13 protein-coding genes, 1 tRNA gene and 1 pseudogene are annotated in these 13125 nt (G+C 69.7%); 8 read left to right on the top strand and 7 right to left on the bottom strand.

Features of this window, described 5'->3' with window-relative positions; translation table 11 throughout:
* Positions 1-51: 51 nt before the first annotated feature.
* The 4 genes and pseudogenes from bioH to bioB form a co-directional block, all read right to left on the bottom strand.
* Positions 52-828, bottom strand: a pseudogene (bioH, locus tag IU514_RS04665) (pimeloyl-ACP methyl ester esterase BioH); the annotation flags it as partial.
* A 21-nt stretch (positions 829-849) separates the two neighbouring features.
* Positions 850-1260, bottom strand: a complete 411-nt coding sequence (locus IU514_RS04660; RefSeq protein WP_194929906.1) for an ACT domain-containing protein — start codon at positions 1258-1260, stop codon at positions 850-852.
* Positions 1257-2504, bottom strand: a complete 1248-nt coding sequence (bioF, locus tag IU514_RS04655) for an 8-amino-7-oxononanoate synthase (protein ID WP_194929905.1) — start codon at positions 2502-2504, stop codon at positions 1257-1259. Before bioF ends, IU514_RS04660 begins: the two co-directional genes overlap by 4 nt.
* A 3-nt stretch (positions 2505-2507) precedes the next feature.
* Entirely contained in the window at positions 2508-3602 is a 1095-nt protein-coding gene (gene bioB, locus IU514_RS04650) for a biotin synthase BioB (protein ID WP_194929904.1), read from the bottom strand.
* Positions 3603-3651: 49 nt separating this feature from the next.
* Here bioB and IU514_RS04645 point away from each other — a divergent pair, with 49 nt between their 5' ends.
* The gene (locus tag IU514_RS04645; RefSeq protein ID WP_228760475.1) at positions 3652-4380 is read left to right on the top strand and encodes a ComF family protein; all 729 of its coding nucleotides are present in this window, start codon (positions 3652-3654) and stop codon (positions 4378-4380) included.
* 2 nt (positions 4381-4382) lie between these two features.
* On the opposite strand, the gene IU514_RS04640 is transcribed toward IU514_RS04645, so the two are convergent.
* Entirely contained in the window at positions 4383-4892 is a 510-nt protein-coding gene (locus IU514_RS04640; RefSeq protein ID WP_194929903.1) for a Rid family hydrolase, read from the bottom strand.
* 170 nt (positions 4893-5062) lie between these two features.
* Between IU514_RS04640 and IU514_RS04635 the strand changes: the two genes are divergently transcribed.
* The gene (locus IU514_RS04635) at positions 5063-5614 is read left to right on the top strand and encodes an HdeD family acid-resistance protein (RefSeq protein WP_194929902.1); all 552 of its coding nucleotides are present in this window, start codon (positions 5063-5065) and stop codon (positions 5612-5614) included.
* 10 nt (positions 5615-5624) lie between these two features.
* On the opposite strand, the gene ubiA is transcribed toward IU514_RS04635, so the two are convergent.
* Positions 5625-6530, bottom strand: a complete 906-nt coding sequence (ubiA, locus tag IU514_RS04630; RefSeq protein WP_194929901.1) for a 4-hydroxybenzoate octaprenyltransferase — start codon at positions 6528-6530, stop codon at positions 5625-5627.
* Positions 6531-6654: 124 nt separating this feature from the next.
* Here ubiA and IU514_RS04625 point away from each other — a divergent pair.
* From IU514_RS04625 to IU514_RS04600, 6 genes are all read left to right on the top strand, one after another.
* Positions 6655-6731 (top strand) — tRNA-Arg (locus IU514_RS04625).
* A 133-nt stretch (positions 6732-6864) separates the two neighbouring features.
* Entirely contained in the window at positions 6865-7380 is a 516-nt protein-coding gene (locus IU514_RS04620) for a c-type cytochrome (RefSeq protein ID WP_194929900.1), read from the top strand.
* 173 nt (positions 7381-7553) lie between these two features.
* A complete protein-coding gene (locus IU514_RS04615) occupies positions 7554-9254 on the top strand; it encodes an ExeM/NucH family extracellular endonuclease (RefSeq protein WP_194929899.1) in 1701 nt (566 codons plus the stop codon).
* An 88-nt stretch (positions 9255-9342) separates the two neighbouring features.
* Positions 9343-10041, top strand: coding sequence for an alpha/beta hydrolase (locus IU514_RS04610; protein ID WP_194929898.1), 699 nt, complete (start codon positions 9343-9345; stop codon positions 10039-10041).
* 32 nt (positions 10042-10073) lie between these two features.
* Complete coding sequence (gene zapE, locus IU514_RS04605) at positions 10074-11162, top strand: cell division protein ZapE (protein WP_194930000.1); 1089 nt, start codon at positions 10074-10076, stop codon at positions 11160-11162.
* Positions 11159-11671: a DUF5625 family protein gene (locus tag IU514_RS04600; protein WP_194929897.1), complete on the top strand. Its 513-nt coding sequence runs from the start codon at positions 11159-11161 to the stop codon at positions 11669-11671. Before zapE ends, IU514_RS04600 begins: the two co-directional genes overlap by 4 nt.
* A gap of 10 nt (positions 11672-11681) precedes the next feature.
* On the opposite strand, the gene IU514_RS04595 is transcribed toward IU514_RS04600, so the two are convergent.
* A complete protein-coding gene (locus IU514_RS04595) occupies positions 11682-13025 on the bottom strand; it encodes an APC family permease (protein ID WP_194929896.1) in 1344 nt (447 codons plus the stop codon).
* Positions 13026-13125 lie beyond the last annotated feature (100 nt).

Genomic DNA, 13125 nt, shown 5'->3' with positions numbered 1-13125 from the left:
GCCGCCACGGAGCCTGCCCTCACCCCGGCCCTCTCCCGCGAGCGGGAGAGGGGGAAGGAGCTGCATGAACGCATCGATCTCGTCGGCGACCTGCGCGGTCGCGCCGAGGAACGGCGCGTGCCCGGCGCTGGCGATCACCACGCTGCGCGCGTTGGGCGCGAGTGCGGCGGCGGCGGGCATAGCACCGGATGGCACCAGCCGGTCGCGACGGCCGGAGATCCACAGGCTCGGCACTTTCAGGTGCGGCAACTCGGCGCGTGCATCGAGGCGGTCGAGCAGCACCAGCCCCTCCTGCAGCGCACGCTCGGCCGGTTCGCCGCGCTCGAAGCAATGCGCCTTGAGGCAGCGCAGGTCCTCCTGCGCGCTGGTCGAGCCCAGGGCTTCGAGCGCGAGAAAACCATCGAGCGTGCCGCGGAAGTCGCGCGCGAGTGCGTCGCCGAAATCGCGGAACAGTTGCGGCGACACGCCGTGCGGCCAGCTTTCAGCCTCGCTGCCCTCGCCGGCGACGAAGCGCGGCGACGAGGCGATCATCACCAGGCCGCGCACGCGTTCGGGCAGGTCCAGCGCGGCGCGCAGCGCGAACTGGCCACCCAGCGACCACCCCAGCCACACCGCATCCGGCACGCGCGCGACCAGTTCCGGCGCCAGCGCGTACGGATCGAGCGGACGCGCGTCGTCGCGCGCATGGCCGTGACCGGGCAGGTCGACCAGGTGCAGCGTGTAACGGTCGGACAGGCGATCGACGAGTGGCTGGAACAGGCCGCCATGCATGGCCCAGCCGTGGATCAGCGCGATCGCGGGACCCTGCCCGCGGGTTTCGATGTACATGGGGGAGTACAGCCTTTGGAACTAGAGATGCGTGGGGGATGACGCGGACAACGCCGCCAATGCGGCCAGTGCGTCGTCGCGACGGTCGGCTGCGACCAGCAGATGATCGTGGTACACGCCGGCAAGCACGTTGCATGGGATGTCGTGTCGAGCCAGCGCCGACGACACCGCCGCGGTGAGGCCGACCGCGTCCAGCGCCGAATGGACGCCGAGCGTCAGCCAAGCCGCGACGAAGCCGTATTGCAGTCCGCGCGCATCGGCCTGTGCGCGCGGCAGGACGTAGGTCATGCCTTCCTCCTCGCGCAGGCTGGCTTCAGCCGCGCCGGCCAGTGCGGTATCGCCGTGCGGCACGCTGACGAACACGAACTCGCCTTCGCGCGCCGACACCCGCAGCGCGGCGAGCAGCCGCGCGAGGTCGTGCTCGGCGCTCATCGCACCGGCGCGAAGCGGCGCACCGCCACGGGCTCAGCCGGCGCCGCGTCGACGATCGGCAAGCCGAGCTCGGCGCGGTCGCGCGCCTTGGCCAGCGTGTCGACCAGGCCATCGACATCGCCGATGCCGTGCAGCGCCGACAACGTCACGCGCAGCCGCGCCTTGCCTTCCGGCACCGTCGGCGGGCGGATCGGCGCGACCCAGTAGCCGGCGTGTTCGAGCGCCTGCGCCAAAGCCAGCGCGCGGCCGTCGTCGCCGCACAGCACGGGCTGGATCGGCGTGCTCGATTCCATCAACTCCAGGCCGCGGCCCTGCGCACGTTCGCGGAAGCGGGCAACGAGATCGCGCAGCTTGTCGCGGCGCCAGTGTTCGCTGCGCGCCAGGCGCACCGCAGCCAGCGTGGCTGCCGCCTGCGCCGGCGGGATCGCCGTGGTGTAGATGTAGGGACGCGCCGTCTCGGCGAGGTGGCCGATGACGTCCTCCTCGCCCAGCACCGCGGCGCCGTAGCCGCCGAGCGCCTTGCCGAGCGTGGCCAGCTGCAGCGGCACCTCGGCGACGCCGAGCCGCGCGGCGGCGACGCTGCCACGACCGTCCGGGCCGAGCACACCGACGCCGTGCGCATCGTCGACATAGAGCAGCGCTTTCTGCAGGCGCGCGACCAGCGCGAGTTCGCGCAGCGGCGCGACGTCGCCGTCCATGCTGAAGACACCATCGGTGACCAGCATCGCCATCTGCTCGGGCATGCTGCGCAGCTGGCGGATCGCGCCTTCGGGATCGCCGTGCGGATAACGGCGCAGCCGGCAACCGGTCAGGCGCGCGGCATCGATCAGGCTGGCGTGGTTGAGCCGGTCCTGCACGCACACCGACTGGTCGTCGAGCAGCGCCTGCACCACCGCCAGGTTGGCGAGGTAGCCGCTGCCGAACAGCAGCGCGCGCGGCGCGCCGATCCATTCGGCGAGCTCGCGCTCCAGCGCTTCGTGCACGGCATGGTGGCCGCAGACCAGGTGCGAGGCGACGCCGCCTGCGCCTTCGCGCGCGGCGGTGTCCTGCAGCGCGCCGATCACGGCGAAGTGCTGCGACAGGCCGAGATAGTCGTTGCCGCAGAAGTTCAGCAGGTTCTGGCCGTCCACCTGCACGCGCGCGCCGTCGCGATGCGTGACCGTGCGGCGCACGCGCGTGCGCTGCGCGGCCACGCGCTGGACGCGCGCCGCTTCGATCCGCTCACGCCAGTTCGCGCGTGCCATGGCTCAGGCCGCGCAGGACGGCGCGCAGGCAATGCTGCAGGAATCAGCGCTCATGGAGCCGGCGCCTGCTTCCACAGGCGTCTCGATGATGTCGGCGTGCACGGTGCTCCCCTGTTCAACCAGTGCCATGGGCTTCAAGCCCAGTCGCGCAAACAATGCCATGTCGCGCTCGGTGTCGGGGTTACCGGTCGTCAGCAATTTCTCGCCGTAGAAGATCGAGTTGGCGCCGGCCAGGAAGCAAAGGGCCTGCAGCTCGTCGCTCATCGTTTCGCGGCCCGCCGACAGACGCACCATCGAACGCGGCATCAGGATGCGCGCAACTGCGATGGAACGCACAAATTCGAACGGATCCAGCTGGTCGGTGCCGGCCAGCGGCGTGCCTTCTACCTGCACCAGGCGGTTGATCGGCACCGAGTCGGGATGCGCCGGCAGGTTGGCCAGGGTCTGCAGCAGGCCGGCGCGCTGTTCGCGCGACTCGCCCATGCCGACGATGCCGCCGCAGCAGGTCTTCATGCCGACATCGCGCACGTGCGACAGCGTGTCGAGGCGGTCCTGCATCTCGCGCGTATGGATGATCTGGTTGTAGAACTCCGGCGCGGTGTCGAGGTTATGGTTGTAGTAGTCCAGGCCCGCCTCGCGGAGCGCCTTGGCCTGCTCGCCAGACAGCATGCCCAGCGTGGCGCAGGTCTCCAGGCCGAGCGCCTTCACTTCGGAGATCATGGCGGCGACCTTCGGGATGTCGCGGTCCTTCGGCGAACGCCAGGCCGCGCCCATGCAGAAGCGCGAGGCGCCGGCGGCCTTGGCCTGCTTGGCCTTCTCGACCACGGCTTCGGTCGACATCAGCTTGGTCGCCTCGACGCCCGTGTGATAGCGCGCTGCCTGCGGGCAGTAGCCGCAATCCTCCGGGCAGCCGCCGGTCTTCACCGACAGCAGCGTGCTGACCTGGACCTCGGCCGGATCGAAGTTGGCGCGGTGCACGCTCGCGGCGCGGTGCAGCAGCTCCGGGAACGACAGGTCGAACAGGGCGCGCACTTCGGCGCGGGACCAGTCGTGGCGCGGGATCGAGGACGGGGAAGCGGTTTCGCTGACGGCTGTCATGGGGGATTTCCGACGGAGGCGGCAATACAGGCCGGGCAGTCTGGAAAGCATGCCCTCCACTGTCAACCAAACAGGGCGCGCCCAGGTTTACAGCTGGCTGTCCCGGCTCGGTTTGGCCCTGTGGCCGCCGCGTTGCCTGCTTTGTGAATGCGCGGGCGTGGACGGCCTGGACCTGTGCGCGGACTGCCGGGACGCCCTGCCGTTCAACCGGAACGCCTGCCGCCGATGCGGGCTCCCCCTGCCGGACGGTGCGGAGATCTGCGGCGCCTGCCTACGACGCCCGCCCCCGCAGGCCTCCGCCCGCGCCGTCTTCGTCTACGGGTTTCCGCTCGACCGGTTGCTGCCACGCGCCAAGTTCCACGGCGACCTGGCCAGCACCCGGCTGCTTTCGGCGTTGATGGCCTCGGAACTGGTTGCCGCCGAACGGCCGCAGGCGCTGGTGCCGGTACCGCTGCACACCGGCCGGCTACGCGAACGCGGCTACGACCAGGCACTCGAGCTGGCCCGGCCGCTCGCACGCCATCTCGACCTGCCATTGCGCACAGACCTGCTGCGGCGGATCCGCGCCACCGCCGCACAGTCCCGTCTCAATGCATCGCAGCGCCGCCGCAACCTGCGCGGCGCCTTCTCGGCCGACGCAGGTCGCGGGCTGCCGGCGCATGTGGCGCTGGTCGACGATGTCATGACCACCGGCGCCACCGCGCACGCGGCCGCTTCCGCCCTGCTCCGTGCCGGCGTTGCGCGCGTGGACCTGTGGGTCTGCGCACGCGTGCCCTGATGTCAGCGCTTGGCCTTGGGTTCGGGGATATCGGCGCGGGCGCGGGCGCCGGAACCGACGATCGCCTCGGCGCGGATCTCCATCGGCGCGCCTTTGGAGAACAGCGCGGTAGTCCCGACCGCCGTCCAGGCCGGGTAATGGTCCTTGAAGAACTCGCGATGCACCTTGAGCACCGGCTCGACCCGGCGGCGGAAGTCCTCGTGGCCGGTCGAGACGTGGAAGCTCTGCAGCTCCACGACATCCTCCAGCGTGGCACCGGCCGTCTTCAGGTGCGCTTCCAGCTGCTGGAACGCCCAGCGGATTTTGTCCTCGTCGGTCTCGCCTTCGCTGGCCGGAATGCCCGACACGATGACGCGGTCGCCGATGCGTACCACCGGCGTGTAGTGCAGCCCGTGGTACGAGCCCTCCCACCCTGACGGTGCCAGGTGTTCGCGAACGGGCGCCTGTTGCGCGGCTGCCGGCAAGGACAGCAGTGCAAACCCAAGGACGAGCAGCGGCCGGACGTGGCGCATGGCGGACTCCGTGGCGGTGGTTGGAACCGGGATTGGAGCGCGGACACGGCGCCCGCACCTGCGCCGGAAGTCACCACCCTGCCCCCGTTCATCGCTCCGCCTTAACGGGGCTGCCGCCACGCTGCCCCGGCCTGCGGCGCGTGCCGCAGCCAACCAGTCGAGGGGCTGCCATGAAGACCGGTGTGCTGACGGGGATCAATCGCAGCGCGTGGGTGCTGCTCGTGTTCGGCGTGATCGCGGTGCTGTTCGCGCTGTCCGCGTTCGCGTGGCCGGCGCGCACCGCGGTATCGCTGGCGTGGGCATTCGGCGTGATGGCGCTGGCCGAGGGCGTGATCAGCGTGATCGCGCTGTTCCGCAAGGACACGCCCATCCCGAAGGGCTGGCTGGCGCTCTACGCGCTGACGTCGATCCTGTTCGGCGGCCTGGCGATCCTCAATCCTGTCGCGACGGCCGGCGTGTTGCTGATGTTCCTGGCGGTGTGGCTGATCATCGCCGGCATCTTCCGCATCGTGTTCGCCATCCGCGTGCGCAAGGAGATCGACAACGAATGGATGCTGGCCTTCAGCGGCGTGATCGCGATCGTGCTGGGCATCGTGTTCATCGCCTACCCGGGCGCGGGCCTGGTCCTGGTCACGATCTGGATAGGTTTGGCCGCGCTGATCTATGGCGCACTGCAGATCGTCGCGGGATGGCGCCTGCGCAGGTTCACGAAGCGGTTCTGACCGCGCGTGCTCACGCCGCGGGGCGCAACGCCAGATCGGCAGCGAAACCGGCGAACACCGCCAGACCCACCCAATGGTTGTGCAGGAACGCGCGGAAGCACGCCTCGCGCTGACGGCTGCGGGCGATGACGAACTCGTAGGCCACCAGCACCGCCGCTGCCGCCAGTCCGGCCCAGTAGTACGTACCGAGCCCTGTCCGCTGGCCCACCAGCGCCAGCGCGATGAAGAACAGGCCGTACAGCACGCCGATGGCGACCAGGTCGAGGTCACCGAACAAGATCGCGGTGGACTTGCTGCCCATGCGCAGGTCGTCGTCGCGGTCGACCATGGCGTACCAGGTGTCGTACGCCGTCGACCACAGGATGTTGGCCACGTACAGCAGCCACGCGACCGGCGGCACTTCGCCGCGGATGGCGGCGAACGCCATCGGGATGCCCCAGCCGAAAGCCAGGCCGAGGTAGACCTGGGGCAGGTAGGTATGGCGCTTGAGGTAGGGATAGCTGGCCGCCAGCAGCACGCCGATGAAGCTCAGGTAGACGGTCAGGCGATTGAGGGTCAGCACCAGTCCGAACGCGACCAGCATCAGCACCGCGAACACCGCCAGCGCCTCGCGGCCGCGCACGGCACCGGTCGCCAGCGGACGCCCCTTGGTCCGTTCGACATGCGGGTCCAGCCAGCGGTCGGCGTAGTCGTTGATCACGCAGCCCGCCGAACGTGTCAGCCATACGCCCAGCGTGAACACGACCAGCGTCCACCACGGCGGCATGCCCTCGGCGGCCAGCCACAGGCCCCACCAGGTCGGCCACAGCAACAGCAGCCAGCCGATCGGGCGATCGCCGCGCACCAGTTGCCAGTACAGCGACAGTCGCGTCTTCCATGCGGGGATGATCGGGACTTCGAAGCGTTCGTAGCTCATGTTTCAGCAGATTGGGGGACGCGGATGGGCTCTCGGGCTGCCGGCAGCAGCACGCGGGCGTGCTTTTGCCGCTAGAATGCCAGCCCCGCGTGGCGCTGGTTCCAGGTCGCCGGGTAACAGCCAGGCGCCCGTAGCTCAGCCGGATAGAGTAGTGGCTTCCGAAGCCATTGGTCGGGGGTTCGAATCCCTCCGGGCGCGCCACTCCTGTGTCCAGGCCTGCTGTGCCGGGCCGGAGAGCGGCTTTATACTGGCGCGCGGCCGCACTCGTGCGGTCTCTTGATTTTGGCGTCGCGTGCCCGCTCGAGCATGCGCAACTGGTGAGCTAGGTGGGTTTGTGCGCAATTACGACCTTGAATTCCTGAAGAAATTCTCGATGGTGATCGGCTTCCTGGTGCTCGTCACCGCCGGCCTCATCGTCGGCGCGATGATCATCCACGGCCAGCTGCCGGCCGAGATCAACCCGGACGTCGCCAAGCGCCAGATGCAGCGCATCGCCCCGGTTGGCGCGGTCTATGCCGGCGCCACCGGTGCCGCCTCCCAGCAGGCCGCCGCTGCCGCCGCTGCCGCGAAGGCCGCCTCGCAGGTCGCTTACGGCGGCACCAAGGATGGCTCGGTGATCTTCAACAACCTGTGCACGGGCTGCCACACCTCCGGCGCCGGCGGTGCTCCGACGATGGACAAGGCCCATTGGGCCGCGCGCATCGCCCAGGGCACGGACACGTTGCACAAGCACGCCATCGAAGGTTTCACCGGCTCGGCCGGCGTGATGCCGGCGAAGGGCGGCAACCCGGCCCTCACCGACGAGCAGGTCATCGCCACGGTCGACTGGATGATTGGAAACCTGAAGTAAGCCCTCTCGGGCTTGCCGATACCAACGCCGCCTCCGGGCGGCGTTGTGGTTTCTGACGATCGTGTTCTGACGGTCGCGTTCTGGCGATGGCGCGGCCTCGCATCACCGCGAACGGTCAACCCGGCGTCGCAGGCTGTGGCGATAATGCGCGCCTTTCCCTTCGCCACGCCGCCATGCCCCGCATCCGACCGCTGTCCGCCGCGCTCGCTTCCTGCCTGCTGATCGGCTGCAGCACCGCCGCGCTGTCGCCGAACCGCGTCGTCGCCATCGGCACGGTGCAGGGCCGCGATGCGGCCAGCCCCCGTGTCGCCGAGCGCGTCACCGTCGCAGGCGTGGTGACATTGAAAGCGGGCGGGGGCTGGTTCCTGCAGGACGCGGGCGATGGCGATGACGCCACGTCCGACGCGCTGTGGGTAGACGATCCGCAAGGGTTGTCGGCAGTCACTCCGGGCGATCGCGTGCAGGTCAGCGGCGAGGTCGCCGAACAACCCGCAGGCGGCGGCACGCGCACCGCGCTGCTGCATCCGCAGGTTCGCGAGCTGGGGCAGGGCACGGCCGCGGTCGTCGACCTGACCGGCACTCCCGCCGACTGGGAACGCTACGAGGGCATGTCGGTGAGGTTCACCGAACCGCTGAACCTCGACGGCAGCCATGAACTCGAGCGCCGAGGCCGGGTCCTCGCCAGCCTAGGGGAACGTCCGTGGCAGGCGTCCGAGCGCACCGCACCCGGCAGCGCCCAATGGCGCGCCGTCGAGTCCGACAACGGCCGACGCCAGGTGTGGCTGCAGGCGACTCCGGATGTTTGGCCGGCCGCGATGAGCCATGCGCGCACCGGCAGCCGGTTGCAGCGCGTGGCCGGCGTGCTCGACGAGTCGGACGCAGGTCGCGGCCTGCATCTGAGCGTCACGCCGGAGTTGCTGCCCGCAAGCCGTCCGCAGCCTCCGCAGGTCGAAGGCAACCTGCGCGTGGCCGCGCTCAATCTCGAAAACCTGTTCAACGGCGATGGTCACGGCGGCGGCTTCCCGACCCCGCGCGGCGCGCGCAGCCCGGCCGAGTTGGCGGCGCAGCTGGCCAAGCATGTCGCGACGCTGCGTGGACTCGATGCCGACGTTGTCGCACTGATGGAGCTGGAGAACGACGGTTACGGTCCCGAATCCAGCCTGGCCTCGCTGGTCTCGGCGCTCAACGCCGATGGCGGCGACTGGCGCCCGGTGAATGCCGGGCAGGGGCCGGGCGACAACCCGATCCGTGTCGGCCTGATCTACCGCGCTGGCCGCGTACGGCCGCAGGGCAAGCCCGCCACGCTGGAAGGCGGCCCGTTCGGTCCGCACAGCCGGGTGCCGATGGCGCAGGCGTTCGTGCCGCTGCAGCGCGGCCGCGCTTCTGGCCCGGCCTTCGTCGTGGCGGCCAACCACTTCAAGTCCAAGGGATGCAGCGGTGCCGAAGGGGCCGACCGCGACCAGCACGACGGCGCCGCCTGCTGGAACGCCACGCGCACCGAATCGGCGCGCCGGCTGGATGCCTGGCTGAAGAGCGATCCGACGAAATCCGGAAGCGATCTGGCGATCATCGTCGGCGATCTGAACGCCTACGCACAGGAATCGCCGGTGCGCACGCTGGCCGATGCCGGCTGGCGAGACGCCTTCGCCGTGGCGGGAGTCGCCTCCCCCTACAGCTATGTCTACGACGGACGGATCGGCCGCCTGGACCACGCCCTGCTCAGCCCGTCGCTGTCGGCCCGGCTGCGCGGCGCGGCGGAGTGGCACAGCAATGCCGACGAACCGGAGACCTCGGGCTACCGCGACGGCGGCGACGGCCCGTGGCGCAGTTCCGATCACGACCCGCTGCTGCTCGGCTTCGACATGCACCGTTGAGGTGACACTCTTTGAAAGCCCAATTTGAAGCGCTGGATGAAGCGCAGGATTACGGGACCTGAATGCGACTGCCCGTATCATGTTCGCGATGATGCAACCCGCCTTCCCGACCGATGCCACCACGACGCTGATGCTCGACGGCCCGGCCGGCGCGCTGGAGGCGATCGTCGAAGCGCCCGAAGCACCGCCGCGCCCGGTGGTCGCCGTCGTCTGCCATCCGTTGCCCACCGACGGCGGCACGATGCACAACAAGGTCGTGACGATGGCGGCGCGCGCGCTGCGAGAGAGTGGCATCGCCACGGTGCGCTTCAACTTCCGCGGCACCGGTGCATCGAGCGGCAGCTTCGATCATGGCGAAGGCGAGGCCGACGACCTGCGCGCCGTCGTGGCGTGGGTGCGCCAGCAACGTCCTGATGCGCAGCTGTGGCTGGCCGGCTTCAGTTTCGGCTCGTACATCACCATCAAATGCGCGGCCGAGCTCAAGCCCGGCATGCTGATCTCGATCGCGCCGCCGGCCGCCGGCCGCAACTGGGATTTCAGCACGCTCGCCACGCCGGATTGCCCGTGGCTGATCATCCAGGGCGATGCCGACGAGATCGTTGATCCGCAGGCCGTGTACGCCTGGATCGACAGCCTCAAGCAGCGGCGCCAGCCGCCTGAGCTGGTTCGCATGCCCGACACCAGCCATTTCTTCCATCGCCGTCTGATCGACCTGCGCGGCGCGATCAAATGCGGCGTCCGCAATTACCTGCCGCCGGTCATTCCGCAAGCCACCGATCCCGCATGAACGCATCGAACGCGGCGCTGCGCGAGCCTGCATTGAACCAGCAGGCGCCGTCTGCGGCCTACGCCGCGGGCGTCGCCAGTGGCGACTGGAACGACGACCGCGCGCAGCATCCCGCTCTGCGCGAACTCGACCGCATCCACGCAGCCTTGCTCGAGCCGCCGCGACGCGGCTGGCTGGACGGCCTGCTCGGCAAGAAGAACGAGGTACCGCCCGGCCTGTACCTGTGGGGCGGCGTGGGGCGCGGCAAGACCTTCCTGATCGACCTGTTCTACGACGCGTTGCCCTTCGCGCAGAAGCGCCGCACGCACTTCCACCGTTTCATGCGCGAAGTGCATGCGCAGCTGCGCATGCATGCCGGCGAGCGCGATCCGCTGGTGACGATCGCGCGCGAGTGGGGCCGCAAGCTGCGCGTGCTGGTGCTGGACGAGTTCTTCGTCAACGACATCGGCGACGCGATGCTGCTCGGCCGCCTGCTCGAGCATCTGTTCGCCGAGGGCGTGGCGCTGGTCACGACGTCCAACACCGAGCCGAAGAACCTCTACAAGGACGGTCTGCAGCGCGAACGCTTCCTCCCGGCGATCGCGCAGATCGAGAAGCATTGCCGCGTGCTGTACCTCGACAGCGCACAGGATTACCGGTTGCGCGCGCTGACGCGCTCGCCGGTCTACCGCACGCCGCTCGATGCGAACTCCGATGCATGGCTGGGCGAACGCTGGCACGGATTGACCGCGACCTGTCCGCACGAGCAGGGCCCGCTGGTGATCGACGGCCGCGAGATCCCGGTGCGCGCGCTGGCCGAAGGCCATGCCTGGTTCGACTTCTCCGCTTTGTGCGAAGGCCCGCGCGCGGCCAGCGACTACATCGAGATCGCCACCGAGTGCCACACCGTGCTGGTGGGCGGCATTCCGCTGTTCGACGGCCTCAACGACGATCCGGCACGCCGCTTCGTGCACCTGATCGACGAGCTCTACGACCGCCACGTCAACCTGGTCTGCACCGCCGCGGCCGCGCCGCCGGCGCTGTACACGGGCAACAAACTCGCACACGCATTCGAGCGCACCGCCTCGCGCCTGATCGAAATGCAATCGGCCGAATACCTGGCGCTGGAGCATCGCGGATGAAGCCGATGCGGCCCGCGCTGACAATGGGGCGAGCAGCACGCGTGATGGCGATCGCGGGTCTGGTCGCCATCGGCGCATGCACGAGCGGTACGCCGGTGCCGCCACTCGAGCAGCCCATCGAGCTCAAGCCGGGGCATCGCGCGCATGGCCGCTTCGCCGTGCGCGAGCAGGACATCTACTCCATCGAGCTGCTCTATCCATTCGATGGCCAGGCACAACGCAGCCGGGCCTGGACGTTGGCCGGCGGCGGCAAATCGCCGGGCGCGGAAGCAACCGTACGCGTGACGATCAACGAGATCCGCGAGAACGGTTCGCGCCTGCTGCGCCATCGCGATGTGCCGCGTCCGGTGCTGACCTCGTGGGGCGCGCGTGCGCTTCACGCCGAACTGACACGCCTGCCGCTGTCGCCGGGGCTGTACACCTACGACATCCGCGTGCTCGACGCGTCACCGCAACTGCGCGAGATTCCGGCGCGCGTGATCGTGCGCGAGGCTTACAGAGGCAAGTAGCGCGTCTGCGTCACGACGCGCGCGCGATGCGCCCGCGCCTGGCCGCGAGCACCGCGTAGATCACCACCAGCGCGCTCAGCGATACCGCGATCGCCAGCCATTCCTTGGACGTCAGCGTGGTCAGGATCGCGGCCATCGTCAGCGCCGCCAACCCCGGCACCAGCGGACCGCCTGGCAACACCAGCGGCTCGCCGTGTCCGCGCAGGTCCAGGCGCTGCGCACGCCACGCCGCCAGCGACACCGCGGCGAACACCAGGCAGATCGCGCCGCCGGAAATCAGCGCCAGCGTTTCGAAGCTGCCGCCCAGCGCGAGGATGGCGGCGATGCCGGCGTGCGCGAGCAGGCCCAGGCGCGGCACGCGGTGCTTCGCATCGACCTGGCCGATCGCGCTCGGCAGGCAACCGTCGCGGCCGAGTGCGAACAGCAGGCGCGAGGACGAGAACAGGTTGCCCATCAGGAAACCCAGCATCGACACGCAGGCGGTGACCAGCAGCAGCGTGCGTCCCGGCGTCCACAGCGAACCGGCGGCATCGGCGATCGGCGCGGTGCTGCCGGGCAACGCCTGGCCCAGCGTGCCCTGGCAAACCACCTGGATGCCGATGTAGAGCAGCACGACGATGACGATCGCGCTCATGGTCGCGCGCGGCACATGCTTGGCCGGGTCGCGCACCTCGCCGGAGGGCACCAGCGCGGTCTCCATGCCGGAGTAGGCGAACACCACCAGCACCAGCGACGAGCCCAGCGCGCTCCACGACGGGATGCCGCCAAGCGCGAAGCTCACCTGTGACCAGTCGACGAAGAACAGGCCCAGCGACGCGAGCAGAAACAGCGGCGTCAGCTTCAGTGTCGCCAGCAGTACGATCATGCGCGCGCCGAGCTTCACGCCGAACGCGTTGAGCGCCAGCAGCGCGCCATAGACCGCCAGGATCAGCGCGCTGCGCGGCACCGGCTCTGCAAACGCGGGAAAGGCATGCGCGACCTGGCTGGTCAGCGCCGCCGCGACACCGGCGCTGGAGGCGACGTTGCAGATCCACATCAGCGCACCGGTGATGAAGCCCGCGAACGGACCGAACGCGGCGGCCGCATAGGTGTACGGGCCGCCGGTGGTGGCGGCTCGGCTACCGACCGCGGCGAAGCACAACGCGATCGGCACGATCGCGATGGCACCGGCGACGAAGGCCAGCGGCGCGGCCGCGCCCAGGCGCGAGGACAGCAGCGCCGGCAGCATGAAGATGCCGGCGCCGACGATGATGTTGATGATCGATGCGCCGAGCTGGAACGGCCCCAGCGCGCGCACCAGCGCGGCATCTCCCTGCAGTGGCTGGGCGGGCGAGGGCGGGGTGGCGTCGTTCATCGATTCCGTGGCGCGTGCAATGGGCCGGGGCAGGGTCGCATGCTGGCACGGCAGTGTCCAAGTCCGGGGCGGCATCACGACATGCCGCGGCCACATGGTC

Source organism: Lysobacter niastensis (assembly GCF_015453285.1).
Classification (GTDB): Bacteria; Pseudomonadota; Gammaproteobacteria; order Xanthomonadales; family Xanthomonadaceae; genus Lysobacter_J; species Lysobacter_J niastensis.
The sequence above is the reverse complement of the archived record's forward strand: the minus strand, read 5'-3'. Positions and strand labels throughout refer to the sequence as shown.

Excerpts from the sequence above, each read along its gene's own strand:
- IU514_RS04640 (WP_194929903.1), bottom strand. The coding sequence starts at position 4,892 with ATGCGCCACGTCCGGCCGCTGCTCGTCCTTGGGTTTGCACTGCTGTCC.
- IU514_RS04635 (WP_194929902.1), top strand. The coding sequence starts at position 5,063 with ATGAAGACCGGTGTGCTGACGGGGATCAATCGCAGCGCGTGGGTGCTG.
- bioF (WP_194929905.1), bottom strand. The coding sequence starts at position 2,504 with ATGGCACGCGCGAACTGGCGTGAGCGGATCGAAGCGGCGCGCGTCCAG.
- IU514_RS04595 (WP_194929896.1), bottom strand. The coding sequence starts at position 13,025 with ATGAACGACGCCACCCCGCCCTCGCCCGCCCAGCCACTGCAGGGAGAT.
- IU514_RS04610 (WP_194929898.1), top strand. The coding sequence starts at position 9,343 with ATGATGCAACCCGCCTTCCCGACCGATGCCACCACGACGCTGATGCTC.
- IU514_RS04615 (WP_194929899.1), top strand. The coding sequence starts at position 7,554 with ATGCCCCGCATCCGACCGCTGTCCGCCGCGCTCGCTTCCTGCCTGCTG.
- ubiA (WP_194929901.1), bottom strand. The coding sequence starts at position 6,530 with ATGAGCTACGAACGCTTCGAAGTCCCGATCATCCCCGCATGGAAGACG.
- IU514_RS04660 (WP_194929906.1), bottom strand. The coding sequence starts at position 1,260 with ATGAGCGCCGAGCACGACCTCGCGCGGCTGCTCGCCGCGCTGCGGGTG.
- IU514_RS04600 (WP_194929897.1), top strand. The coding sequence starts at position 11,159 with ATGAAGCCGATGCGGCCCGCGCTGACAATGGGGCGAGCAGCACGCGTG.
- IU514_RS04645 (WP_228760475.1), top strand. The coding sequence starts at position 3,652 with ATGCCCTCCACTGTCAACCAAACAGGGCGCGCCCAGGTTTACAGCTGG.
- bioB (WP_194929904.1), bottom strand. The coding sequence starts at position 3,602 with ATGACAGCCGTCAGCGAAACCGCTTCCCCGTCCTCGATCCCGCGCCAC.